24 protein-coding genes and 4 tRNA genes are annotated in these 24,051 nt (G+C 66.9%); 11 read left to right on the top strand and 17 right to left on the bottom strand.

Annotated elements, in window-relative coordinates; all coding sequences use genetic code 11:
- Positions 1-198 precede the first annotated feature (198 nt).
- Positions 199-1,347, top strand: a complete 1,149-nt coding sequence (locus G3O00_RS24210) for a branched-chain amino acid ABC transporter substrate-binding protein (RefSeq protein ID WP_041493033.1) — start codon at positions 199-201, stop codon at positions 1,345-1,347.
- Positions 1,348-1,484: 137 nt separating this feature from the next.
- Here the strand turns inward: G3O00_RS24210 and G3O00_RS24205 are convergent, their stop codons facing one another.
- A complete protein-coding gene (locus G3O00_RS24205) occupies positions 1,485-2,246 on the bottom strand; it encodes a FadR/GntR family transcriptional regulator (protein ID WP_174934846.1) in 762 nt (253 codons plus the stop codon).
- Positions 2,247-2,604: 358 nt separating this feature from the next.
- On the opposite strand from G3O00_RS24205, the gene gudD reads away from it, so the two are divergent.
- Positions 2,605-3,957, top strand: coding sequence for a glucarate dehydratase (gudD, locus tag G3O00_RS24200; RefSeq protein WP_011351443.1), 1,353 nt, complete (start codon positions 2,605-2,607; stop codon positions 3,955-3,957).
- A 309-nt stretch (positions 3,958-4,266) separates the two neighbouring features.
- On the opposite strand, the gene G3O00_RS24195 is transcribed toward gudD, so the two are convergent.
- From G3O00_RS24195 to G3O00_RS24185, 3 genes are all read right to left on the bottom strand, one after another.
- Positions 4,267-4,731 carry a DUF2214 family protein gene (locus G3O00_RS24195; RefSeq protein ID WP_206144548.1) on the bottom strand — a complete coding sequence of 155 codons (465 nt, stop codon included), beginning with the start codon at positions 4,729-4,731 and terminating at the stop codon, positions 4,267-4,269.
- Positions 4,732-4,769: 38 nt separating this feature from the next.
- A complete protein-coding gene (locus G3O00_RS24190) occupies positions 4,770-5,576 on the bottom strand; it encodes a hypothetical protein (protein ID WP_206144547.1) in 807 nt (268 codons plus the stop codon).
- A gap of 237 nt (positions 5,577-5,813) precedes the next feature.
- On the bottom strand, positions 5,814-6,878 hold the full coding sequence (locus G3O00_RS24185) for a glycosyltransferase family 4 protein (protein WP_059235315.1): 1,065 nt from the start codon (positions 6,876-6,878) through the stop codon (positions 5,814-5,816).
- A gap of 563 nt (positions 6,879-7,441) precedes the next feature.
- Between G3O00_RS24185 and G3O00_RS24180 the strand changes: the two genes are divergently transcribed.
- Complete coding sequence (locus G3O00_RS24180; RefSeq protein ID WP_041492783.1) at positions 7,442-9,274, top strand: ABC transporter ATP-binding protein; 1,833 nt, start codon at positions 7,442-7,444, stop codon at positions 9,272-9,274.
- 78 nt (positions 9,275-9,352) lie between these two features.
- On the opposite strand, the gene otsA is transcribed toward G3O00_RS24180, so the two are convergent.
- Both otsA and otsB read right to left on the bottom strand, forming a co-directional pair.
- Positions 9,353-10,732, bottom strand: a complete 1,380-nt coding sequence (gene otsA / locus G3O00_RS24175; protein ID WP_206144546.1) for an alpha,alpha-trehalose-phosphate synthase (UDP-forming) — start codon at positions 10,730-10,732, stop codon at positions 9,353-9,355.
- On the bottom strand, positions 10,729-11,481 hold the full coding sequence (gene otsB / locus G3O00_RS24170; protein ID WP_206144545.1) for a trehalose-phosphatase: 753 nt from the start codon (positions 11,479-11,481) through the stop codon (positions 10,729-10,731). The genes otsA and otsB overlap by 4 nt, the downstream gene beginning before the upstream one ends.
- 280 nt (positions 11,482-11,761) lie before the next feature.
- Between otsB and G3O00_RS24165 the strand changes: the two genes are divergently transcribed.
- The 3 genes from G3O00_RS24165 to G3O00_RS24155 are packed head-to-tail and all read left to right on the top strand — an operon-like array spanning position 11,762 to position 13,736.
- Positions 11,762-12,397 carry an SCO family protein gene (locus tag G3O00_RS24165; RefSeq protein ID WP_041492782.1) on the top strand — a complete coding sequence of 212 codons (636 nt, stop codon included), beginning with the start codon at positions 11,762-11,764 and terminating at the stop codon, positions 12,395-12,397.
- A gap of 12 nt (positions 12,398-12,409) precedes the next feature.
- Positions 12,410-12,856, top strand: coding sequence for a copper chaperone PCu(A)C (locus G3O00_RS24160; RefSeq protein ID WP_011351435.1), 447 nt, complete (start codon positions 12,410-12,412; stop codon positions 12,854-12,856).
- 10 nt (positions 12,857-12,866) lie between these two features.
- Positions 12,867-13,736: a cytochrome c oxidase assembly protein gene (locus G3O00_RS24155; RefSeq protein WP_206144544.1), complete on the top strand. Its 870-nt coding sequence runs from the start codon at positions 12,867-12,869 to the stop codon at positions 13,734-13,736.
- A 22-nt stretch (positions 13,737-13,758) separates the two neighbouring features.
- On the opposite strand, the gene G3O00_RS24150 is transcribed toward G3O00_RS24155, so the two are convergent.
- Both G3O00_RS24150 and G3O00_RS24145 read right to left on the bottom strand, forming a co-directional pair.
- Positions 13,759-14,244, bottom strand: coding sequence for a GNAT family N-acetyltransferase (locus tag G3O00_RS24150; protein ID WP_011351433.1), 486 nt, complete (start codon positions 14,242-14,244; stop codon positions 13,759-13,761).
- A 126-nt stretch (positions 14,245-14,370) separates the two neighbouring features.
- Complete coding sequence (locus tag G3O00_RS24145; RefSeq protein WP_174934834.1) at positions 14,371-15,243, bottom strand: pirin family protein; 873 nt, start codon at positions 15,241-15,243, stop codon at positions 14,371-14,373.
- Positions 15,244-15,352: 109 nt separating this feature from the next.
- On the opposite strand from G3O00_RS24145, the gene G3O00_RS24140 reads away from it, so the two are divergent.
- Positions 15,353-16,270 carry a LysR family transcriptional regulator gene (locus tag G3O00_RS24140; RefSeq protein ID WP_206144543.1) on the top strand — a complete coding sequence of 306 codons (918 nt, stop codon included), beginning with the start codon at positions 15,353-15,355 and terminating at the stop codon, positions 16,268-16,270.
- 102 nt (positions 16,271-16,372) lie between these two features.
- The gene (locus tag G3O00_RS24135; RefSeq protein WP_011351430.1) at positions 16,373-16,876 is read left to right on the top strand and encodes a GAF domain-containing protein; all 504 of its coding nucleotides are present in this window, start codon (positions 16,373-16,375) and stop codon (positions 16,874-16,876) included.
- A 153-nt stretch (positions 16,877-17,029) separates the two neighbouring features.
- Here G3O00_RS24135 and map read toward each other — a convergent pair whose 3' ends face one another.
- Complete coding sequence (gene map / locus G3O00_RS24130) at positions 17,030-17,836, bottom strand: type I methionyl aminopeptidase (protein ID WP_174934830.1); 807 nt, start codon at positions 17,834-17,836, stop codon at positions 17,030-17,032.
- Positions 17,836-18,072, bottom strand: a complete 237-nt coding sequence (locus G3O00_RS24125) for a ParD-like family protein (protein ID WP_046545260.1) — start codon at positions 18,070-18,072, stop codon at positions 17,836-17,838. The genes map and G3O00_RS24125 overlap by 1 nt, the downstream gene beginning before the upstream one ends.
- Positions 18,073-18,213: 141 nt before the next feature.
- On the opposite strand from G3O00_RS24125, the gene G3O00_RS24120 reads away from it, so the two are divergent.
- Together G3O00_RS24120 and G3O00_RS24115 are read left to right on the top strand one after the other, a co-directional pair.
- Positions 18,214-18,834, top strand: a complete 621-nt coding sequence (locus tag G3O00_RS24120) for a helix-turn-helix domain-containing protein (protein ID WP_206144542.1) — start codon at positions 18,214-18,216, stop codon at positions 18,832-18,834.
- Between the two features lie 58 nt (positions 18,835-18,892).
- A complete protein-coding gene (locus G3O00_RS24115; RefSeq protein ID WP_011351426.1) occupies positions 18,893-19,441 on the top strand; it encodes a GNAT family N-acetyltransferase in 549 nt (182 codons plus the stop codon).
- A 116-nt stretch (positions 19,442-19,557) separates the two neighbouring features.
- On the opposite strand, the gene G3O00_RS24110 is transcribed toward G3O00_RS24115, so the two are convergent.
- From G3O00_RS24110 to uvrC, 7 genes are all read right to left on the bottom strand, one after another.
- Positions 19,558-20,001, bottom strand: a complete 444-nt coding sequence (locus G3O00_RS24110) for a GNAT family N-acetyltransferase (protein WP_174934828.1) — start codon at positions 19,999-20,001, stop codon at positions 19,558-19,560.
- Between the two features lie 171 nt (positions 20,002-20,172).
- Positions 20,173-20,246, bottom strand: a tRNA-Cys gene (locus tag G3O00_RS24105).
- Positions 20,247-20,346: 100 nt separating this feature from the next.
- Positions 20,347-20,422: transfer RNA gene (locus tag G3O00_RS24100), tRNA-Gly, on the bottom strand.
- Positions 20,423-20,473: 51 nt separating this feature from the next.
- A tRNA-Gly gene (locus G3O00_RS24095) sits at positions 20,474-20,549 on the bottom strand.
- A 53-nt stretch (positions 20,550-20,602) separates the two neighbouring features.
- Positions 20,603-20,678 (bottom strand) — tRNA-Gly (locus G3O00_RS24090).
- Between the two features lie 135 nt (positions 20,679-20,813).
- Entirely contained in the window at positions 20,814-21,401 is a 588-nt protein-coding gene (gene pgsA / locus G3O00_RS24085; RefSeq protein ID WP_011351424.1) for a CDP-diacylglycerol--glycerol-3-phosphate 3-phosphatidyltransferase, read from the bottom strand.
- A 90-nt stretch (positions 21,402-21,491) separates the two neighbouring features.
- Positions 21,492-23,525 (bottom strand): excinuclease ABC subunit UvrC, encoded by a 2,034-nt coding sequence (gene uvrC, locus G3O00_RS24080; protein ID WP_174934608.1) that lies wholly within the window; start codon positions 23,523-23,525, stop codon positions 21,492-21,494.
- Between the two features lie 76 nt (positions 23,526-23,601).
- On the opposite strand from uvrC, the gene earP reads away from it, so the two are divergent.
- A partial coding sequence (gene earP, locus G3O00_RS24075) for an elongation factor P maturation arginine rhamnosyltransferase EarP (RefSeq protein WP_206144541.1) occupies positions 23,602-24,051 on the top strand: 450 nt, incomplete at its 3' end.

Genomic DNA, 24,051 nt, shown 5'->3' with positions numbered 1-24,051 from the left:
ACCCGGGCATATCGGCGACCTATATATCGAGGCGATCGGGGCTCTTCACGGAGCCTGACGGGAGATGCTTCCGAGGATCACGATGCCGACCTCCCCGCCCGATTCAGAGAAGCGGTCGAACCGCCCGCCCGTCGCACGCGTTCGGCCCACCCGAGCGCATGCGGTACTCACTCGCAGGTGTCGAACAAGAGGAACAACATGAAATTCCGTCATTCCCTGCTGTCGGTGTCGATTGCATCCGCGCTTGCCCTCCTCTCGCAACAGGCCGCCCAGGCCGCCGATTCGACCGACGTGAAGGTCGGCTTCGCCGCGCCGCTCACGGGCGTGAACGCCGGTTACGGCAAGGACCTGCAGAACGGCGTGCAGCTCGCGCTCGACGATGCCGCCGCGCAGAAGGTGCAGATCGCCGGCAAGCCCGCGCACTTCAACCTCATCGTGCAGGACGACCAGGCCGACCCGCGCATCGGCGTGCAGGCCGCGCAGGCGCTCGTCGACCAGAACGTGTCGGTCGTGGTCGGCCACTTCAACTCGGGGACGACGATTCCGGCTTCGGTCGTCTACGACAAGGCCGGCATCCCGGTGATCGATCCGGCCGCGACCAACCCGACGCTCACCGCGCGCGGGCTCGCGAACATGTTCATGGTGATCGCGACCGACGGCCAGAACGCCGGCAACGCGGGCAAGTACGCGGTCGACGTGACGAAGGCGAAGCGCATCGCGATCATCGACGACCGCACCGCGTTCGGCCAGGGCGAGGCCGACGAGTTCGAGAAGGCCGTGAAGGCCGCGGGCGGGAACCTCGTCGGCCGTGAGTTCACCAGCAACCAGGCAGTCGACTTCCGCGCGCAGATCACGAGCCTGAAAGCGAAGAACCCCGACCTGATCTTCTTCGGCGGCCTCGACTCGCTCGCCGCGAACTTCATCAAGCAGATGCGCCAGCTCGGGTTGAACGCGCAGTTCGTCGGCGGCGGCGGCGTGAAGGACAACGAGTTCATCAAGATCGCGGGCCCGGCCGCCGAAGGCGCGATGGCGTGGGAATACGGCCGGCCGCTCGACGAGCTGCCGCAAGGGAAGGATTTCGAACAGCGCTTCAAGAAGCGCTTCGGCGTCGATGTGCTGTCGTACGCGCAATTCGGCTACGACGCGGCGTGGGCGGCGATCAAGGCGATGCAGGCGGCCGGCTCGACCGACCCGAAGGTCTATCGCCCGGCGCTGAAGAAGATCGACTTCGAAGGGGTCACCGGCCGCATCTCGTTCGCGAACGACGGCTCGCTGAAGAGCGGGATGTCGACGCTGTACCAGGTGAAGAGCGGCGCGTGGAAGACGATCACGACGAAGGGAGGCTGATCGGCGGTGCCGGTGGCCGGCGGCGGACAGACCGCCCGGCCCCGGTGATCGATGATGGGAGCTCGATCTCGTATGACGACTGATGTTGAGGCGATTCGACCGGGCCGGCGGCAACGCCGGCCACGTCGCCCGGCGCGTCAGCCGGCCTGCGTGTCGCGCTCGGCCTCGGCCGCTTCGTGCGCGCGGCGCAGCCGTTCACGGCTGTTGGTGAGGTGCGTGCGCATCGCGGCACGGGCCGCCTCCGGGTCGTGGCGTGCGATCGCCTCGTAGATGTCCTCGTGCTCGTGGTTCAGCCGGCCGACGTAGCGCTCCAGATCGTCGCCGGCAAAGCGGGCCGAATTCACGCGCGTGCGCGGGATGATCGACGTGCCGAGCTGCGTCATGATGTCGACGAAATAGCGGTTGCCGGTGGACTGCGCGATCTGCAGGTGGAACTGGAAGTCGAGCTGCGCGGTGTCGCGGCCGCCGCCCGCCCCCGATGCAATCGCATCGAGCGCGCGCCGCAGCGCGGCCAGGTCGGTATCGTTCGCGCGCTGCGCGGCAAGGCTCGCACATTCGCTTTCGAGGCTGATGCGCAGCTCCAGCACCGCGAGCACGTCGCGCAGCGTCGTGATCGTCGCCGGGTCGATGCCGAGCGTCTGGCGGCGCGACGGCTCCAGCACGAAGCTGCCGATGCCGTGGCGCGTCTCGACGAGGCCGCTCGCCTGCATCCGCGAGATCGCTTCGCGCACGACCGTCCGGCTTACGCCCTGCGCCGCCATGACTTCGGTTTCGGTCGGCAGCTTGTCGCCGGGACGCAGCGTGCCGTTTTCGATCTGCGCGGTCAGCGCGTCGACGACATCTTGTGCGAGGCTGCGTGCGCGACGGCGCGGCGCGGCGGGAAGCGTAGGGACGGACATGAGGCCGGTTCCTTTTTGAATGATCGTAATGTGAGCCGAGGGTTTACGCGGGGTTTGAGCGAAAGCCGATGATTCATTATACTGCGTCACAAGTCATCCGACGACTGATGATCGAAACATGGATCTCCTGTCGACTCAAGCGAGCATCCCAGCGCCGCCTGGTCCCATGCTTTACGATCAGCCAGCGTTCGCGTTCTGCGCTCCGCTGGATCGGTTGCCGCTCTCACCCCGTTCCGGGTTGCGTCGACTTGCGGGGCTTGCGCACCGCGCACGTCGGTTGTCGAATGATCGCACCTCCCGCCGCGCGCGGCAAAGCTTTTGCCGCACGGCATTGCCCACCCTTTCGCCATCGCCGCCCATGAACGCCGTCACTGCCTCGCCCTCCCACGACACGCCGCGTATCGTCGACCTGCAAGCGATTCCGGTCGCCGGCCACGACAGCATGCTGCTCAACCTGAGCGGCGCACACGGCCCGTTCTTCACCCGCAACCTCGTGATCCTGAAGGACAGCGCGGGCCGGACCGGCGTCGGTGAAGTACCGGGCGGCGAAAGCATCCGCCGCACGCTCGACGATGCGCGCGCGCTCGTCGTCGGCCAGCCGGTCGGCAATTACCACGCGGTGCTCAACGACGTGCGGCGCACCTTCGCCGACCGCGACGCGAGCGGCCGCGGGCTGCAGACCTTCGACCTGCGCACGACGATCCACGCGGTCACCGCACTCGAAGCCGCGCTGCTCGACCTGCTCGGCCAGCATCTCGGCGTGCCGGTCGCCGCGCTGCTCGGCGAGGGCCAGCAGCGCGAGCGCGTCGAAATGCTCGGCTACCTGTTCTACATCGGCGACCGCACCAGGACCGCGCTCGCCTACCGCGACGGCAGCGGCGCGACCGACGACTGGACGCGCGTGCGCGACGAAGCCGCACTGACACCCGAGGCCGTCGTACGGCTCGCCGAGGCCGCGCATGCGCGCTACGGCTTCAACGACTTCAAGCTGAAGGGCGGCGTATTCGAAGGCGCGAGCGAGATCGAGGCCGTGACGGCGCTCGCCGAGCGCTTCCCCGACGCGCGCGTGACGCTCGACCCGAACGGTGCGTGGTCGCTCGACGAGGCCGTGCGGCTGTGCCGTGATCAGCATCACGTGCTCGCCTACGCGGAAGATCCGTGCGGCGCGGAAAACGGCTACTCGGGCCGCGAGGTGATGGCCGAATTCCGCCGCGCGACGGGGCTGCCGACGGCCACCAACATGATTGCGACCGACTGGCGGCAAATGGGTCACGCGGTGCAGCTGCAGGCCGTCGACATCCCGCTCGCCGATCCGCACTTCTGGACGATGCAGGGTTCGGTGCGCGTCGCGCAGATGTGCCGCGACTGGGGCCTCACGTGGGGCTCGCACTCGAACAACCACTTCGACGTTTCGCTCGCGATGTTCACGCACGTCGCGGCCGCCGCGCCGGGCCAGGTCACCGCGATCGACACGCACTGGATCTGGCAGGACGGCGAGCGGCTGACGCGCGAACCGCTGAAGATCGAGAACGGGCTGGTAGAGGTGCCGAAGCGGCCGGGCCTCGGTATCGATATCGACATGGATGCCGTCGCGGTCGCGCACGAGCTGTACAAGCAGCACGGGCTCGGTGCCCGCGACGACGCGGCGGCGATGCAGTACCTGATTCCGGGTTGGACCTTCAACAACAAGCGCCCTTGCCTCGTGCGCTGAGCACGGGACGGACCGGGCGGCAGGATCGCCCGGTCGAACCGGAATCGAGAGAAGCGATGCGGCCTGCGGCCGGGCGGGTGGGTATCGGGCGGAAACGCTGCGTGGGTCGAACGGGATCGCGATGATGGCGGTGGCAGCGATGGCTGGCCTGGCCGGCCTCGCCTAGCCTGCCTTGGCCTCGCCTGCCCTGCCTCGCCCAGGCCATACCTACCAGGCCGCGCCTACGCGGCCAGAGCTAGAGCCGGCCGCACCTACCCTGCCACACCTCTACCCGACCAGACCTTCCCGGCCGCACCTACCCGGCCAGGCCTAGCCGGCCGCCCCAATCCCCCGCGCCATCCCCGACGCGGCGAACACGATGACGATCACCAGCACCGCCTGCCAATGGCCGATCCGCACATAGGTGCGAGCACGGCCGAGATCGGGCATCTGCTGCTGCCGCGCGGCGACGCGCCACCGGATCAGGCCAAGCATCGGCACGATCTCGAGCAGCAGGATCAACACGAGCGCGGTCATCTTCAGGTGAAAAAGCGGCTCGTGCAGGTAGTACGCCGAGCCTTTCTCGAAACCGCCGAACGCGCGCATCAGGCCCGTCACGATCAGCACGAGCGCCGACAGCCCCCACGCGGCATCCGCCTTGAATACGCCGGGCAAGTCGGCCGCCTGCGCCGATGCAATAAGCCGGCGCAACGCGCGGTTACGCCCCGCGATCGCGGCAAACGCGACGCCGAACGCACTCAGGTGAATGGCAGCCAGCAACCAGCGGACGATCATCACGCCTCCTGTCGCCCGCACGCCGTGCGCGGGACTTGTCAGACGATCTGTTTGAGCGCGGCGTCGAGCGCGAGCACCGCGACGCGATCGCCTTCGGTCGCGAGCGGCGCGCGCATGACGATCTGCCGGTTATGCCCGACGGCCGCCGGCGAATCCCACAGCAGTTCGACCTTCGGTCGATTGAACAGGCTGCCGCGGCGCGGCGGCACGACGGCCGGCTGCGCGTCCGATGCACCCTCGCCTGCGGCAGGTGCCGCCCGGCCGGGCCAGCGCACCGACAGTTCGCGCGCGTCGTACTGGCCGACCTTGCGGCTTTCCATCCAGACGATCGTGGTGCGCGTCAGCACGTCGAGCGAAATCGCATAACGGCCGACCGCAAAGCGGCGGGCGGCCACGTTGGTCCGCCACAGCGGCCGCGGGCGGCAGATCCAGACGATCGCCGCATAAAGCGCCGGTGCGGCGACGAGCCAGCCGTTGGTCGCCGTCACCGCATGCAGCGCGAGGCGCCAGCCGTCCACCCAGACGAACATGCCGATCGACCAGACCGCGAACAGCAAACCGATCAGCGCGAAGACGCGCAGCGCCTGGCGCAGCCACTGCGGCAGCGGATGAAACGGCCGTTCGGCGCGCGCGACGGCGCCCGGCAGTGCGAGCAGCAGGAAGATCAGGAGAAGGTAGACGAACGCCCAGGGCGACGACACCATCGCCGACAGCGACGAGCGATAACCCATCTGGGACATCGAGAACAGCCAGCGCGCGAGCAGCACGAGACCGATCGCACGCAACGCGAAGATCACACCGGCGCCGGGGGCCGGCGCTGCGCGCGTGGATTTCGTTCTCGCCAAGACTGCTCTCCTCTGGATATTCGTGCGGGGCCGGATTTCACGGCACGGCCATTATAGGGACATTACCGTCTGGACAGACGGACGGATGCCCTGCCGGGCCGCTTCGGAGGCCGTTCGCAGCGTCGGGCGCGGCGAGAATACAACAGATCCGCGCCGCGGATGTGACAACGCCCCGCCGGGAACCCGGACGGGGCGTCGATGGCAAGCCGCACGCCGCAGCGCGGCGGCGGCCCGCAATCAGCTTGCGTTGACTTCGCGGAGCACCGTGCGACGCTTCTGGCGCAGCAGTTCCTCGTAGCCCTTCACGTAGTTCTGTGCCATCACCTTCGACGAGAAGCGGGCTTCGAACGCGGCGCGGACCTTCTCGCGCGGCAGCGTATCGAGGCGCTTGAGCGCGGCAACAGCCGACAGTTCGTCTTCGACGACGAAGCCCGACACGCCGTTGTCGATCACTTCCGGCACCGAGCCGCGCTTGAACGCGATCACCGGCGTACCGCAAGCCATCGCCTCGATCATCACCAGGCCGAAGGGCTCCGGCCAGTCGATCGGGAACAGCAGCGCGTGCGCGTTGCCGAGGAATTCGGTCTTTTCGGACTCGCTGATTTCGCCGATGTACTCGACGTGCGGCAGCGCGAACAGCGGCTTGATCTTCTCTTCGTAGTACGCGCGGTCAGCCTTGTCGAGCTTCGCGGCGATCTTGATCGGCAGGCCGGCCTGCTCGGCGATGCGGATCGCCGTGTCGACGCGCTTCTCCGGCGAGATGCGGCCCAGGAACGCGAGGTAGCTCGGCTTGACGTTCGGGATCGGCGTCAGCAGGTTTTCCGGCAGGCCGTGGTAGACGGTCGACAGCCAGTTCGCTTGCGGCAGCGGGATGCGCTGGTTGTCGGAGATCGACACGACCGGCACGTCGTTGAATGCGTTGAAGATCGGCTGCAGTTCCGGCAGGTCGAGACGGCCGTGCATCGTCGTCAGATGCGGGACCGGCTGGCGCGAGAACAGCGAGAACGGATAGTAGTCGATGTGGCAGTGCAGGACATCGAACTCTTCCGCGCGGCGGCGCACCTGCTCGAGGAGCAGCATGTGCGGGGCCATCACGTCGCGGATCGTCGGGTCGAGGCGCAGCGCCTGCGGCCAGCACGCTTCGAGCTTCGCGGAGGTTTGCGAATCGCCGCTCGCGAAGAGCGTGACGTCATGCCCCATCTCGACAAGTGCTTCGGTGAGGTAGGACACCACTCGCTCGGTACCACCGTACAGTTTCGGGGGCACCGCTTCGTGCAACGGAGCGATTTGGGCGATTCGCATGCGTAACTCCTAAAAAATCGGCTAAAAACCAGGTATGGGTCGGCAACCTGCCGGCGGTCCGGGCTGGATGCATTTCGTCCGAAAATCGGACGAATCAGCCTGCCGGGGGCGTCAAACCCGCGCTGCTCAAGGAGCGTCGGCGACGCGACAGGCATAGAACGTTTGAAACGAAGACCCGTTGACAGGGGTTCGTAAAAAACCTGGAATCGAACCCGGAGCCGATTATCTAGGGTTAATCCTGATACGGCGCACAACATTTCAAACACTTTACTTTGTTACAAAGGTGCAACACTTTGCAACCCGCGGACTTGGGTGTCCGTTCTAGAGTGGAAGGCCCTTTTGGCATTCCTTGACCCCGTGACCGCCGGCAGCGTGATTCCGGCACATGAGGCAGGACGGGATGCCGGATTTTATCTCAAAATCGATCGCGAGCCCCTGGCCAAGGCAAGATTCGCGCAGCGCGACACGCGGCCTTGTTTACAATGCCGGATTATTCAGTCCGGGCGAACGCCGGCCTGCGATCCAGCCGCCACGCTCAATCACCGAATCACCGCACGCATATTTTGGAATCTCTCACCCCTGCCCAGCGCAACGCCCACAACGCGAAGCTGTCGAGCTACGCGCATCGACCGATCGCGTTCCTGTTCCGCTACATTCGCCTGCATCCTGTCGCCCACCTGATCGTGCTCTGCAGCGTGCTGGCCGCCGTCGGCTGCGCGCTCGGCTCGCAATACGCGATCAAGCACCTGATCGACGTGCTGGCAACCGGGCGGCATCACCCCGGCCCGCTGTGGAGCGCATTCGCGCTGCTCGTCGGGCTGATCGCCGCCGACAACCTGCTGTGGCGCGTCGGCGGCTGGTTCGCCGCGCACACGTTCGTCGCCGTCACCGGCGACCTGCGGCGCGACCTGTTCCAGTACCTGATCGGCCATTCGCCCACCTACTACGCGGAGAAGCAGCCCGGCACGCTCGCGAGCCGCATCACGGCCACGTCGAACGCGGTCTACACGTCGGAAAACACGATGGCGTGGAACGTGCTGCCGCCGTGCATCGCGGTGATGGGCGCGATCCTGATGATCATCGTCGTCAATCCGATGATGGCGGCGGGCCTGCTCGGCTGCTCCGCGGTGCTCTCCATCGTGCTGTTCAAGCTGGCCGGTCGCGGCTCGGCACGCCACCACGCATTCGCGGCGAAGGCCGCGGCGGTCGACGGCGAACTCGTCGACGTGATCGGCAACATGGGCCTCGTGCGTGCGTTCGGGATGACCCTGCGCGAACAGAAACGCTTCGGCGCGACGGTCAAGGCCGAGATGGACGCGCGCCAGCAAAGCCTGCTCTATCTCGAAAAGCTGCGCCTGCTGCACGCGGTGATCACCGCGATGCTGTCCGCCGGCCTGCTCGGCTGGGCGCTGTGGCTGTGGGACCAGGGCCGCGCGACGTCGGGCGACATCGTGCTCGTCAGCTCGCTCGGCTTCACGATCCTGCACGGCACGCGCGATCTCGCGGTCGCGCTCGTCGACGTCACGCAGCACATCGCGCGCCTGTCCGAAGCGGTCAAGACGCTGCTCGAGCCGCACGGGATGCCGGACCGCTCCGACGCGCAGCCGCTGTCGGCCAAGGGCGGCCGCGTCAACTTCGAGCGCGTGACGTTCGCGTATCCGCACCGCCGCGCGATCCTCGACCACTTCGACCTCCATATCGAGCCGGGCCAGCGCGTCGGCCTGATCGGCAAGTCGGGCGCCGGCAAGTCGACCGTGCTCGCACTGCTGCAGCGCTTCTACGACACGCAGGACGGCGCGGTGCAGGTCGACGGCCAGGACGTGAAGACGATCACGCAGGACAGCCTGCGCCACGCGATCGCGCTCGTGCCGCAGGACATCTCGCTGCTGCACCGGACGATCTACGACAACATCGCGTACGGCCGCCCCGAAGCGACCCGCGAGGAAGTGCTCGCCGCCGCGCGCGACGCGCGCTGCGCGGAGTTCATCGAAGCGATGCCGGAAGGCTATGACACGATCGTCGGCGACCGCGGCGTCAAGCTGTCGGGCGGCCAGCGCCAGCGCATCGCGATCGCGCGCGCGATCCTGAAGGATGCGCCGATCCTGCTGCTCGACGAAGCGACGTCCGCGCTCGACAGCGCATCCGAGGAAGCGATCCAGAGCGCGCTCGACCGCCTGATGGTCGGCCGCACGGTGATCGCGATCGCCCACCGCCTGTCGACGCTGCGCAACTTCGACCGGATCATCGTGATGAACAACGGCAAGGTCATCGACGACGGCGCGCCCGACGTGCTGCGCAACCGCCCGGGCCTGTACCGCGACCTGCTCGCGAAACAGCATGGCCGCCATCACCCGGCCCCCGACGGCAGCACGCCGACCGGCGAACGCGCGGCCTGACACGCCGGCCCGCACCCGACAAAAAAGCCGCAGTGCGCGTCGCACTGCGGCTTTTTTTATTGCTCGATGACGCGCCGGTTACGCGTGCTGAAGATCGCGCAGGAAGTTGTCGCGCCACACCGACACGTTGTTCTCGCGAAGCTGCGCAATCATGTCCGTATAACGCGCGCGCCGCTCGGCGAGCGGCATCGTCAGCGCTTGCGACAACGCGTCGGCCATCCCGTCGATATCGATCGGATTGACGATCAGCGCCCCCGTCAACTCGCGTGCGGCGCCCGCGAAGCGCGACAGCACGAGCACGCCCGGATCCTCCGGATTCTGCGCGGACACGTATTCCTTCGCGACGAGGTTCATCCCGTCGCGCAGCGGCGTCACGTAGCCGACCCGCGCGAGCCGGTACAGCGCAGCGAGCAGCTGGCGGTCGTACTGACGATGGATATAGAGGATCGGCGCCCAGTCGAGCTCGGCGAAGCGTCCGTTGATGCGCCCCGACTCCCCTTCGAGCTGTAGCCGGATGTCCTGGTACGCGCGCAGCTCCGCGCGGGTCGACGGCGCGATCTGCAGGAACGACACGCGATTGCGATGCGACGGCTCGTGCTCGAGCAGTTTCTCGAACGCACGGAAGCGCTCGACGAGCCCCTTCGAGTAATCGAGCCGGTCGACGCTCATGATCAGCTTGCGGCCGCGCAGCGACGTCGCGAGCGTGCGCACCGCCTTGCCGTTCTCGCCGGCCTGCGCGAGCGACGCGATCTCGTCCGGATGCACGCCGATCGGATAGGCGGCCGCGCGCAGCGTCCGGCCGAATGCGCGCACCGTCGCGAGGTGGCCGTCGCGCTCGATCACGCCGTCCGCTTCGGATTCGACGTAGTCGCAGAACGCGCGCAGGTCGGGTTCAGTCTGGAAACCGAGCAGGTCGAACGCGCACAGCGACTCGACGAGATCGCGATGCGGCGGCACGTTGACGAGCACCTGTGCAGCCGGAAACGGGATATGCAGGAAGAAGCCGATGCGGTTCTTCACGCCGGCCGCGCGCAGTGCGCGCGCGAACGGGATCAGGTGATAGTCGTGCACCCAGATCACGTCGTCGTCCTGCAGCAGCGGCACGAGCTGCTGGGCGAGCCACACGTTCACGCGGCTGTAGCCTTCGAACTCGTGACGGTCGTACTGGATCAGGTCGGTGCGGTAGTGAAACGCGGGCCACAGCGTCGCGTTCGAGAAGCCGCGGTAATACTGGTCGTAGTCGCGCCGCGACAGGCCGATGGTCGCGAACGTGACCGGCCCGTGCTCCTCGACGCGGATTTGCGGTGCGCCGGACGCGACGACCTCGCCGCTCCAGCCGAACCACATGCCGCCCGTCTCCTTCAGCGCATCGTAGACGCCGATCGCGAGACCGCCCGCCGCCGGTTCGCCTTCCGAAATCGGCGCAACGCGGTTTGAAACAATGATGAGGCGACTCATGCGTCCGGCTGCCCCGCACCAAGCCAGCACGCGATCTGCTCATGCAGCGCGTCGACCGAGTCGAGCCGCATGCGGGCGGACGTCTCGCCCGCGCCGACCTTGATCGACAGGCCGCCGCGCGCGTTGACCACCGCGAAGCCCTTCTCGTCGGTCAGGTCGTCGCCCGCGAACACCGGCACGCGGCCGGCAAACGGCGGCTCGTCGAGGAACGCGGCGAGCGCGCGCCCCTTGTCGACGCCTTTCGGCTTGATCTCGAACACCATCTTGCCGGGCTGCAGCACATACGCATCGGCATAGTCGGCGACGAGACGCTCGGTGGCCGCGCGCGCCGCCGCCTCGCGCTCGGGCGCGTTGCGGTAGTGCAGCGCGACGGCCGCGCCCTTGATTTCGAGCAGCATGCCCGGATGACGGTCGACGACGGCTGCCAGCTCGCGCTCGATGCGCAGCAGGCGTTCGTCGTTGAAGCCGATACGTTGCGTGTCGCCGTTCGCATCGCGGCGCTCCGCGCCGTGCAGGCCGGCGATCGGCATGCCGGGCATCTTCAGGAACGTGTCGATGCTGTCGATCCCGCGCCCGGACACGATCGCGACCGCGCCGTGCGAGCGGCGCTGCAGCTCGTCGAGCAGCGTCAGCAGCGACGGCGGAACATGAATGCTGTCGGGCGTCGGCGCCAGCTCGACGAGCGTGCCGTCGAAGTCGAAGAAGAACGCGGTATCGGTCAGGGACAGGGAAGCCGGAACGGATTGCATCGATTCGATAGTGTGAGGGCCGGCCGGCAAACGCCGGGCGGCCGCTGCGCGAATGGAATTGTGCGCATCTTACCGCGCCTGCGCATCGAGATGGGCGAAACCGGCGCAGCGCCGGCATCGCACCGCCCACTGCGTCAACTGCGACATATTGCCCCGCTCGCCCGTCGCGTACGGGTTTCGAAAGGACGCCGGTGCGCGAATTGCGCTACAGTCGCAACCGCCTGCCGCGCGACGCATGGCGCCGCGCCCCGGCTACCATTTCGTCCGATCGAGCCCCAGGATGTCGTCTGCCCGTCCCGCGCCGCACCGGCGCTTCTCCCGCCTCATCCGCACGGCCGCGGCCCTCGCCGCCGCCGTGGCACTCGCCGCGTGCACGCACGACGAGCCGCGCTGGAACCTCACCAACGTGACCGGCCACCTGCCCGACCTGTCGTTCACGCTGACGGGCGGCGACGGCCACCCCGTTGACGCCGATGCATTCCACGGCCAGGTTGCGCTCGTCTACTTCGGCTACACGCACTGCCCCGATGTCTGCCCCGAAACGATGGCACGGCTGATGGAAGTGCTCACGAAGCTCGGCCCGCAGGCAAACAACGTGCGCATCCTGTTCGTGTCGGTCGACCCTGCGCGCGACACGCCGCAAGCCATGCAATCGTATGTCGCCGCGTTCGACGCCGCGCATGCGCGCGGCCTGACCGGCACCGACCGCCAGATCGAATCGCTCGCGAAGCGCTATCGCGTTGCATACCAGATGGAAAAGCGCGATCCGTCGGGCGGCTACGAAGTCACGCACAGCTCGGCCGTCTACATCTTCGACGCGAGCGGCCGCGCCCGCCTGCTTGCGACCGACCGCGACTCGCCCGACGCCATCGCCGCCGATGTGCGCCGGATCATCGACACCGCCTCCACTACCTGAATTCATCCCGACATGAAAACGAAAACGACCCTCAAGACGCTCGCCCTCCTCGCCGCGCTGTGCGCAGGCGCCCACGCGTATGCCGCCGGCGCGATCACTGCGCAGAACGCATGGGTGCGCTGGCTGCCGAACAAGCTGCCGGCCGGCGGCTACGTGACGCTCGTGAACACGAGCGACAAGCCGGTCGATCTCGTCGACGTCGACAGCCCCGACTACGGGATGGCCATGCTGCACCAGACCGTCTCGAACGGCTCGACGCAGAAGATGGAAATGGTCGACAAGCTGACGATCCCCGCGCGCGGCAAGGTCGACATCGCGCCGGGCGGCTACCACTTCATGCTCGAAGAGCCGAAGCACGCGATCAAGCCGGGCGACACCGTGCACCTGCGCCTGAAGTTCTCCGACGGCGAAACGGTCGATGCGCCGTTCGCCGTGAAGTCGCCGGCTCAGGCGAAGTAATGCGCGCACGATGAACCTCCTGTACTGGCTCGATCCGTGGGAACCGTCGCCCACCGTGGTCATCGCGGTGCTGACCGCTGCCGTGCTGTTCGCGCGCGGCGTGAAGAAGGCGAAGGTGTCGCCGCTGCGGCAGTTCTCGTTCTGGTTCGGGCTGACGGCGCTCTACATCGCCCTGCATACGCGGCTCGACTATTTCTTCGAGCACGAGTTCTTCCTGCATCGCGCGCAGCACCTGGTGCTGCACCACCTCGGGCCGTTCTTTATCGCGCTGTCCTATCCGGGCGCGGCGATTCGCGCGGGCATCCCGTTCCGCTGGCGGCAGCGTTTCGTGCGCCCCGCGCTCGCATGGGCGCCCGTGCGGGCGACGCTCGACGTGGTGTTCCATCCCGTCGTCGCGGTCGTGCTGTTCGTCGGGCTGATCTATTTCTGGCTACTGTCGCCGATCCACTTCATCGCGATGCTCGACTGGCGTCTCTATCGCGTGATGAACTGGAGCATGGTGATCGACGGGCTGCTGTTCTGGTGGCTCGTCGTCGATCCGCGTCCCGCGCCGCCCGCGCGGTTGTCGCCGGGCCGCCGGATCCTGATCGTCGTCGCGGCGATCCCGCCGCAGATCGCGCTCGGCGCGCTGATCTTCTTCACGCCGCACGAGCTGTATCCGATCTATTCGATCTGCGGCCGTGCGTTCACGTGGCTGAGCCCGCTGCGCGACCAGCAGATCGGTGGCCTGCTGCTGTGGATTCCCGGCTCGATGATGAGCGTGATCGGCGCGCTGATCGCGCTGCGGCACTGGTTGCGGCTGTCCGCGCGCGGCCGCCTGATCGATGAGCGGGCCACGCAGCGCGCGGACCGGCCGCCGGTGGCGCACGCCGCGCACTGACCGCTGCGCGGCGCGTCGCGCATTACGCGCGTGCGCTGCTCATCCACACGTGCGGGATGCCGTCCTCGTCGTGCACGTCCGAACTCGGCGTGAAGCCGAATGCCCCGTAAAAACGCTGCAGGTGGGCCTGCGCATGCAGGCTCACCGGCGTATCCGGCCACTGCGCGCGGATATGCTCGAGCGCGCGCGACAACAGCCCGTTGCCGAGGCCCGCGCCGCGGAACGCGGCGGTCGTCAGCACGCGGCCGATGCGCACGTCGGTGTTCTGCGCATCGGGCAGCAGCACGCGAAGATAGCCGGCCACGCGGCCTGCCGGATCGAAGGCGGCCAGGTGCCATGCGGTCTGGTCCGCGTCGTCGATGTCGCGATACACGCAGTTCTGCTCGACGACGAACACCGCGCTGCGTGCTTCGAGGATCGAATAGACTTCGCGCGCCGTCAGCGCGTCGAAGGATTTCCAGCGCCAGTCGAGATCGGCGGCGCTCGGGGATGCAGCGGATGCGTTCATGGTCGGTCCTGATTCGGGCGCGCCGGCCGGCGCGCGGCAATCGACGATTATGCCTCGAAGCGCACTCGCCGCGCGACCGACTGTCCGCGCGCAAAAAAAGGCCCCGCATTGCGCGGGGCCTGTCCGTCATGCCGGCATCTGGCCGAAGCGGCCGCTGTTGAAGTCCTCGATCGCGGTACGGATCTCCTCTTGCGAGTTCATCACGAACGGCCCGTAACCGACGACAGGTTCGTCGATCGGCTCGCCGCTCAGGATCAGCAGCTTCGCGTCGCCGTTCGCTTCGATCTCGACGTCGCTGCCGTCGCGGCCGAGTTGCACGAACTGCGCTTCGCGAGCGACCGTCTCACCGTTCACCTGCACGGTACCGCTCAGCACGACCACCGCGAGCGTGCGCCCGTCGGCGACCGGGAACCGCACATGGCCGCCGGCCACGAGCCGCACGTCCCACACGTCGATCGGCGTATGCGTGCGGGCCGGGCCGCGCCGCCCGTCGAATTCACCGGCGATGATCCGCGCACGCCCCGCGCCGTCCGGCAGCTCGACCACGGGGATGTCGGCGTTCAGCAGCGTCTGGTAGCCGGGCGCACCCATCTTGTCCGCGGCGGGCAGGTTCACCCACAGCTGCACCATCTCGAGCGGGCCGCCCCGCTGCGTGAACCCTTCCGAGTGGAATTCCTCATGGAGGATCCCGCTCGCGGCCGTCATCCACTGCACGTCGCCCGGGCCGATCACGCCGCCCGCGCCGGTCGAGTCGCGGTGCGCGACCTCGCCGTCATAGACGATCGTCACCGTTTCGAACCCGCGGTGCGGATGCTGGCCGACACCGCGCGGCGCCGAGACCGAACCCGGCTCGAACGTGGCCGGGCCGGCGTAATCGAGCAGCAGGAACGGGCTCAGGTGCGCGCCGTGAGACTGGTAGCTGAACATCGAACGCACCGGGAAACCGTCGCCGACCCAATGGCCGCGCGGCGCACTGTAGACACCCTGGATCTTCTTCATTGCCTTCTCCGAATTGCGGCGAAACACGTGTTTCGCATCCTGGGTAGAAATATAGTGGTGGAACGATCGATCCGGTAGACTGCCAAAATCGCACTCAGCGTTCCATTTCATGAACGATAAAGCGCGGGATCTGAACGATCTCTATTACTTCGTGCAGGTCGTCGAACACGGCGGCTTCGCACCGGCCGGGCGTGCGCTGGACATGCCGAAATCGAAGCTGAGTCGCCGCATCGCGCTGCTCGAGGCACGGCTCGGGATGCGGCTGATCCAGCGCTCGACGCGGCGCTTCACGGTTACCGACGTCGGCCAGACCTATTACGCGCATTGCCGCGCGATGCTCGTCGAGGCCGATGCGGCCGACGAGGCGATCGCGCTGCTGCACGAGGAGCCGCGCGGCATCGTGCGCGTCAGTTGCCCGATCGTGCTGCTCGATTCGCTGGTCGGCACGATGATCGCCGCGTTCATGGTTGCGTGCCCACGCGTCGAGATCCATCTGGAAGCGACCAACCGGCGCGTCGACGTGGTCGGCGAAGGGATCGACGTCGCGATCCGCGTGCGCCCGCCGCCGCTCGAAGACAGCGATCTCGCGCTGCGCATGCTGGCCGAGCGCGGCCAATGCCTCGTCGCGAGCCCCTCGCTGCTGCGCGAGCACGGCGCACCGGCCGTTCCCGCCGATCTCGCACGCCTGCCGAGTCTCGATCACGGCGCCCCGCAGTCCACGCACGTGTGGCGGCTGCGCGGGCCCGATGGCGCTCACGCGGAAATTCATCACCAGCCGCGCTTCGTGACGGGCGGCATGCTCGCGCTGCGCGCGGCGGCCGTCGCGGGCGTCGGCATCGTGCAATTGCCGACGATGATGGTGCGCGACGAGGTCGCGCGCGGCGAGCTGGTGACCGTGCTGCCCGACTGGGCGCCGCGCCGCGAGATCGTGCATGCGGTGTTCGCGTCGCGCCGGGGGCTGCTGCCCTCAGTACGCGCGCTGCTCGATTTCCTGGCGGAGCGGTTTGCCGAACTCGAACCCGATTGAGCGCGCCGCTTCACGCGTGACCGAGCGCTGCAAACCGCGCGCGCGTGCCGTAGACTGCGGTACGCGCATCGCGCATTCCACAACCCTGATCGCTTTCCCGCCATGTTCACGCTGTCCAACGACCCCAACGCCTCCAAGGCCGATCAATACGCGACGCTCGTCGAGCAGGCGCGCGCGCTCGTCGAATCCGAACGCGACCTGACCGCGAACGCGGCCAATTTCTCCGCGCTGGTCTACCACTCGCTCGACCGTCTCAACTGGGCCGGTTTCTACTTCTTCGACGGGACGGAACTCGTGGTCGGGCCGTTCCAGGGCAAGCCCGCCTGCGTGCGGATCGCGCTCGGCAAAGGCGTGTGCGGCACGGCCGCGCAGACGCGCGAGACGCAGGTCGTGCGCGACGTGCATGACTTCCCCGGCCATATCGCGTGCGACGCCGCATCGGAATCGGAAATCGTCGTGCCGCTGGTGGCCGCCGACGGCACGCTGATCGGCGTGTGGGACGTCGACAGCCCGGTCGCTGCGCGCTTCGACGACGAAGACCGCAAGGGGATGGAAGCGCTGTGCCGCGTGTTCGTCGAATCCGCATGGCAGAAGGCGCGCGGTTGAGCGACGGCCAAGCCGCGCTCCCCCACCGAGCAGCCGGTCGGCGCGTTCGCGCGTAAATCTCGCCGCGCAACCTGGAACGAAAACGAAACGGGCCCCACAAAGGGGCCCGTTTCACTGTGACGCCGCACCGCCGATCGCGGCGCACTGCAGATATCAGGCGGCGTGCGTGCCGGACAGCACCGGGAACGCCTGCGGCTTCGCGTCCTCGGACAGCACCTCGAAGCCCGTCTCGGTCACCACGACCATGTGCTCCCATTGCGCCGACAGCGAATGGTCCTTCGTGACGACCGTCCAGCCGTCCGCCAGCATGCGCGTGTCGCGCTTGCCCGCGTTGAGCATCGGCTCGATCGTGAAGATCATCCCCGGCCGGAGCGGCACGCCGGTGCCCGGGCGGCCGTAGTGAAGCACCTGCGGCTCGTCGTGATAGACATCGCCGATGCCGTGCCCGCAGTACTCCCGAACCACGCTGAATCCTTCGCGATGCGCGACCTGCTGGATCGCGTAGCCGACGTCGCCGAGCGTTGCGCCCGGACGCACCGCGCGAATGCCCGCGTGCATCGCCTCATAGGTCGTCGCGACGAGCCGACGCGCGAGCTCGTTCGGTTCGCCGACGAAATACATGCGGCTCGTATCGCCGAACCAGCCGTCCTTGATCACCGCGATGTCGAGGTTCACGATGTCGCCGTCGCGCAGCGGCCGCGACGTCGGAATGCCGTGACACACCACGTGATTGACCGACGTGCAGAGCGTCTTCGGATAACCGTGGTAGCCGATGTTCGCCGGGATCGCGCCGAGCACATCGACGATGTAGTTGCGGCAGAGCACGTCCAGCTCGTCGGTGGTGACACCCGGCTTCACGTGCTCGGTGATCATCGTCAGCACCTGCGACGCGAGCTTCGCGGCTTCGCGCGACTTGGCGATTTCCGCGGCGCCGCGGATCGGGATTTCTCGCTTCGCCATTACGCCACCTGCTCGATGCCGTGCTCGACCGGTTCCGCCGGCCCCGCTTCACCGCCCCGTGCTTCGGCCTCGATCAGCATCCGGCAGATGTCGCCGTAGGACAGCGCCGGATTGAGTTCCGCCAGCATCCCGACGCGCAGCCAGTGTTCGGCCTGCGCGTTGATCGAGCGGCTCAGCGCCGTGCTGGTCGAGCGCAGCCGCTCGTGCATGTGCTCGGAAATCTTGATGATTCCCATATATCCCCAATTAAACGAAACGTAGTCGATTCGTATATTACGCCGCGTGCGACTGCCGGGCAAGCCGTTCGGATTCCATCGAGCTATCGGACGTCAATCCCGTTGACATCGAATTCCAGTTTGCTGGAAAATAAATCCATCATGAAAGAATCAGCTACCGCCGTTGTCGACGACACCGGCATCAACGAACGCATCGCCCGGCGCGTACGCGACCTGCGCACCGTGCGAGGCTACACGCTCGATGCACTGGCCGCGCGCTCCGGCGTCAGCCGTTCGATGATCTCGCTCATCGAACGTGCATCGGCCAGCCCGACGGCCGTCGTGCTCGACAAGCTCGCGGCCGGGCTCGGCGTGTCGTTGGCCGGGCTGTTCGGCGGCGACCAGGACGACACGCCCACGCAGCCGCTGGCGCGCCGCGCGCAGCAGGCCGAATGGCGAGACCCTGCGTCCGGCTATGTGCGCCGCAACCTCTCCCCGGCCGGCTGGCCGTCGCCGATCCAGCTCGTCGAGGTGGATTTCCCGCCCGGTGCCCGCGTCGCGTACGACAGTGGCGGACGCGAAAGCGCGCTGCATCAGCAGGTATGGGTCATCAGCGGCCGCGTCGACGTCACGTTCGGCGACGCGCTTCACGAACTTCACGAAGGCGACTGTCTGGCCATGCGGCTAGACCAGCCGCTGATTTTCAGCAATCCGTCGTCGCATGCCGCGCGCTATGTCGTCGCGATCTGCGATGCATCCGCCGCCGGCGTGCGGAACCTCTGATGAACGCGTCGTCGCAGCAGCCGTGCGCGCGCCCTACTTACTGCCCACAGGAGCCCGTATGAATTCCCCGAAACAGCGCGACGACGTGCGCCTGATCGATTGCAGCGAGGCCGAGCATGCGCCGGCCATCCTCGAGATCCTGAACGACGCGATCGCGACGTCGACTGCGCTGTACGACTACAAGCCGCGTCCGCCGGAAGCGATGGTCGCGTGGTTCGCGGCGAAGCGCGCGGGCGGGTTCCCGGTCATCGGCGCGGTCGACGCATCGGGCACGCTGCTCGGCTTTGCGAGCTGGGGCACGTTCCGCGCGTTTCCCGCCTACAAGTACACGGTCGAACACAGCGTGTACGTGCATCGCGACCAGCGCGGCCGCGGGCTTGGCGAGGTGCTGCTGCGCGAAGTGGTCCGGCGCGCGCACGAAGCGCAGGTGCACGTGGTGGTCGGCTGCATCGATGCGACCAATGCGGGAAGCATCGCACTGCATACGAAGCTCGGATTCGTGCACTCGGGCACGATCACGCAGGCGGGATTCAAGTTCGGCCGGTGGCTCGACGCGGCGTTCTATCAGTTGACGCTCGACACGCCGGCGCAGCCGGTGGATGGTTGAGCGGATGCCGCGACGAACGAGCGACATCGCATAGCCGGTGCGCCCGTTCGAGAATCGCGCTTCAATCGCTGAAAACAAAAGCCCGCACGCAGCGGGCTTTTGTTTTCGGACATGCGCTACGGATGCATTTTCCTGGAGAGCCGCTGCCCGTCGCGCGCGAAACCATGATGCGCATAAAAGCGGTGAGCGTCCGCGCGTTGATCGCCGCTCGTCACCTCCAGCTTCACGCATCGGCCACTCTCGAACCAACGTTCTGCAGTCGCCATCAGTGCACCGCCAATCCCGCATCCCCTGTGACGCTCGTCAACGACCATGCTCGTGATGCGCCCGAGATTTCCGGCTGCATGAAAGAGCGGCAGGATGTGCAGGCTGATACTGCCGACCACCTCGCCGTCCATCGTTGCCACGCAAACCCGGTCATCGGGCTTGTCGGCCAGCGACTGCAATTTTTCATGAATCAGCGCGGGCGTGACCTCGTATCCAAGCTGGCACAGCAGCCTCGCGATTGCAGCGCAATCGGAGAGCCGCGCCTCCCGCGTGTCGAGCCCGGGGGTGGTCAATTCGCTTCACCTGGTTTCGCCATCGATCGCCTCGGCGTTTCGCGCAGGACTCGAACGCCCGCTGATCGCGCCATGCTACCGCACCCGCCCCGCCCGCCTCACGGTCCGCCTCCGAACCGGACGCAGAAAAAAGAAAAGCCCCGCCGAAGCGGGGCTTTTTCTCTTTCTACCTGGAGGCGCGAGCCGGAGTCGAACCGGCCTAAACGGCTTTGCAGGCCGCTGCATAACCGCTTTGCTATCGCGCCAAAAGCGGACTGTGCGAATGCCGTGAGGCAAGCGACAGATTCTTTATTCGAGGACCGTAAGTCCATCAAATAAAAAGGGAAGCTTGGCTTCCCCATTACTTGGAGCGGGAGACGAGTCTCGAACTCGCGACCTCAACCTTGGCAAGGTTGCGCTCTACCAACTGAGCTACTCCCGCATTGTCCTGCACCTGCAGCGCTTCGCCGTACAACACGCTGCCAGAAAAATCTGGAGCGGGAGACGAGTCTCGAACTCGCGACCTCAACCTTGGCAAGGTTGCGCTCTACCAACTGAGCTACTCCCGCATGTGTCCTGCATCTGCAGCGCTTCGCCGTACAACACGCTGCCAGAAAAAATCTGGAGCGGGAGACGAGTCTCGAACTCGCGACCTCAACCTTGGCAAGGTTGCGCTCTACCAACTGAGCTACTCCCGCGTATTGCTGCGCTACTGCTTCCCCGTCACACACTTACTTCGTCGTGCAGCGGAGAAGCGAGATTATGTCGAAGCCACATTCATGTGTCAAGGGCTTTTCCAGCCCTTTTTCCAAAAACCCGCTCGACCGGACATGTCACGCGCCGCCGCGCTCGCGAATCTGCGGCCATGCGAGCTTCATGTAGTACAGCATCGACCAGATCGTCAGCACCGCCGCGAGATACATCAGCCATTCGCCCCACACGCGCGTGTCGATCGTCGCGACACCGAGCGGCAGCGGCCCGTAGAACAGCAGCATCGGAATCGCGACCATCTGGCATGCGGTCTTGAACTTGCCGAGCTGGTTCACCGCGACGCTCTTCGACGCGCCGATCTGCGCCATCCACTCACGCAGCGCCGAAATCGCGATCTCGCGGCCGACGATCACGAGTGCGATCGCCGCATCGACCCGCGAAATCTGCACGAGGATCAGCAGCGCGGCCGTCACCATCAGCTTGTCCGCCACCGGGTCGAGAAATGCGCCGAACGACGACGTCTGGTTCCACTTGCGTGCCAGATAGCCGTCAAACCAGTCGGTCAGCGCCGCGAGTATGAAGATCGCCGCCGCCGCGAGATTGCGGTGCGCGCCGCCCATCACCGTGTCCGGCAGATAGAACACGCCGACGACGAGCGGAATCAGCACGATCCGTACCCACGTCAGGAAAATCGGGAAATTGAACGGCATGGCATGCGGGACAGTAAAGGATTCGCAATTGTGCCGTGTCGACCGGCCTGCCACAAGAACGCTGGCAAGGCAGCCGGCCGCACGGCCGCGTCAGTGAAGCTGCTTGTAGATCTGTTCGGCGAGCGCGTGCGAGATGCCCTCGACGCTCGCGAGTTCCTCGACACTCGCGGCAACGACACCGCGCAACCCGCCGAACCGCGCGAGCAGCCGCTGCCGGCGCTTCGCGCCGACACCCTCCAGCTCCTCGAGCCGCGACGTCTGGCGCGCCTTCGCCCGCTTGGCGCGCATGCCGGTGATCGCGAAACGGTGCGCCTCGTCGCGGATCTGCGCGACGAGCATCAGCGCGGCGCTCTCCTTGCCGAGTTCGAGCGGCGTGCGTCCGTCCGCGAACACCAGCGTCTCGAGGCCGACCTTGCGCCCCTCGCCTTTCGCGACGCCCACCAGCATCGACGTGTCGAGACCGAGCTCGGTGAACACCTGGCGCGCGATTTCGACCTGACCCTTGCCGCCGTCGATCAGCACGATGTTCGGCAGCAGGCTCGACGCCTCGGCCTGGCGCGTCGACTCGCCGTCGATCCCGGCCGCATCGTCGGCGGCTGCCGCCTGCGCGGCCTGCTCGACCATCTTCTCGTAGCGGCGCGTGAGCACCTGCCGCATCGCCGCGTAGTCGTCGCCCGGCGTGATCCCGGTGATGTTGTAACGACGGTACTCGCCCGACTGCATCTTGTGATGGTGGTAGACCACGCACGACGCCTGCGTCGCCTCGCCCATCGTATGGCTGATGTCGAAGCATTCGATTCGCAGCATCGCGAGATCGTCGCATTCGTAGCTGAGCGTCTCTGCGAGCGCCCGTGTACGCGCCTGCTGCGAGCCCTGCTCGGACAGCAGCCGCATGAGCGCGATCTGCGCATTCTGTTCGGCCATCGACAGCCACGCACGCCGCTGCCCCTGTGGCTGCCGCACCAGCGACACCTTGTGGCCGGCCTGCTCGGACAGCAGCTCGAGCAGGTCGCGGCTCGCGGGTGCATGGCTCACGACCAGCACGGGCGGTACGCGATTGCCGAGATAGTGCTGCGCGATGAACGCGTCGAGCACTTCCGCCTCGACCGACGCCGCCGCGTCGCTGCGCGCACGGCCGGGTTCTTCCGCGGGCAGGTCGGGCATTGCGTCGGCCGGCGCATCCACCGCCTCCGCGAGTTCGGACTCGTCGCCGATACCGCCCTCGGCGAGCGTCAGCGCGCTTTCGACGTGCGTCGGGAAATACGCCTTGTCGCCGAGATGCCGGCCGCCGCGCACCATCGCGAGATTCACGCACACGCGCCCGCCCTGTGCTACGACGGCCAGAATATCGACGTCGCTGTCGCTGCCGACCTCGATCGCCTGCTGGTGCAGCACCGTCGCGAGCGAGCTCATCTGGTTGCGCACGGCCGCCGCCTGCTCGAATTTCAGCTCGGCCGCGAACGCGTGCATCTTCTGCTCGAGCTCCTTCATCACTTCGGACTGCCGGCCGAGCAGGAAACGCGCGGCATTCGATACGTCGATCGCGTAATCCTCGTCGGAGATCGCGCCGACGCACGGCGCCGTGCAGCGCCCGATCTGGTGCAGCAGGCACGGCCGCGTGCGGTTGTTGAAGACCGAATCCTCGCAGGTGCGCAGCTGGAACACGCGCTGCAGGATCTGGATGCTCTCGCGCACGGCCCAGGCGCTCGGGAACGGCCCGAAATACTGGTTCTGCTTGTCGACCGAGCCGCGGTAGTAGGCCATCCGCGGAAAACGGTGTGCGGTGAGCTTCAGGTACGGATACGACTTGTCGTCGCGAAACAGGATGTTGTAGCGCGGCGCGAGCGCCTTGATCAGGTTGTTCTCGAGCAGCAGCGCCTCGGCCTCCGAGCGCGTGACGGTCGTCTCGATGCGCGCGATGCGCGTGACCATCATCGCGATGCGCGGCGACAGCTGCGTCTTCGTGAAATAGCTCGATACGCGCTTCTTCAGGTCGCGTGCCTTGCCGACATAGAGCACGGCACCCGCCGTGTCGTAGTAGCGATAGACGCCCGGCATGTGCGGCAACTGCGCAAGGATCTTCTTCGGTTCGAACGGAGTATCGGAAGCTTCAGGGGATGTCATGCGTGATCCGGGCGCCTTGTAACGCGGAACGGGTCTATTAGAATCGCCAGTTTAGAGCATTCACCGGCCCGCTTCGATGCCCCGCACCACCGCTGCCCCCCCGCCCGCCGCGCCGCTCGCGCCGGGCGAACCAATCGCCTGCGACCTCTTCTGTACCGTGATCGACAATTTCGGCGACATCGGCGTCTGCTGGCGCGTCGCGCGCCAGCTCGCGCACGAGCATGGCTGGCAGGTTCGCCTGTTCGTCGACGACCTGCGCACGTTCGCGCGCCTGCTGCCCGGGGTCGATCCCGACGCGGGGCGGCAAACGGTCGACGCGATCGTGATCGAGCACTGGCACGCTGAAGCCGGCGACGCGCTGGAGATCGCCGATGTCGTGATCGAAGCGTTCGCGTGCGAGCTGCCCGGGGTCGATCCCGACGCGGGGCGGCAAACGGTCGACGCGATCGTGATCGAGCACTGGCACGCTGAAGCCGGCGACGCGCTGGAGATCGCCGATGTCGTGATCGAAGCGTTCGCGTGCGAG

Source organism: Burkholderia sp. Ac-20384, from assembly GCF_017104605.1.
GTDB classification, from domain to species: domain Bacteria; phylum Pseudomonadota; class Gammaproteobacteria; order Burkholderiales; family Burkholderiaceae; genus Burkholderia; species Burkholderia lata.
Note: the sequence above shows the minus strand (reverse complement) of the source record. Positions and strands in the feature narration are given on the sequence as shown.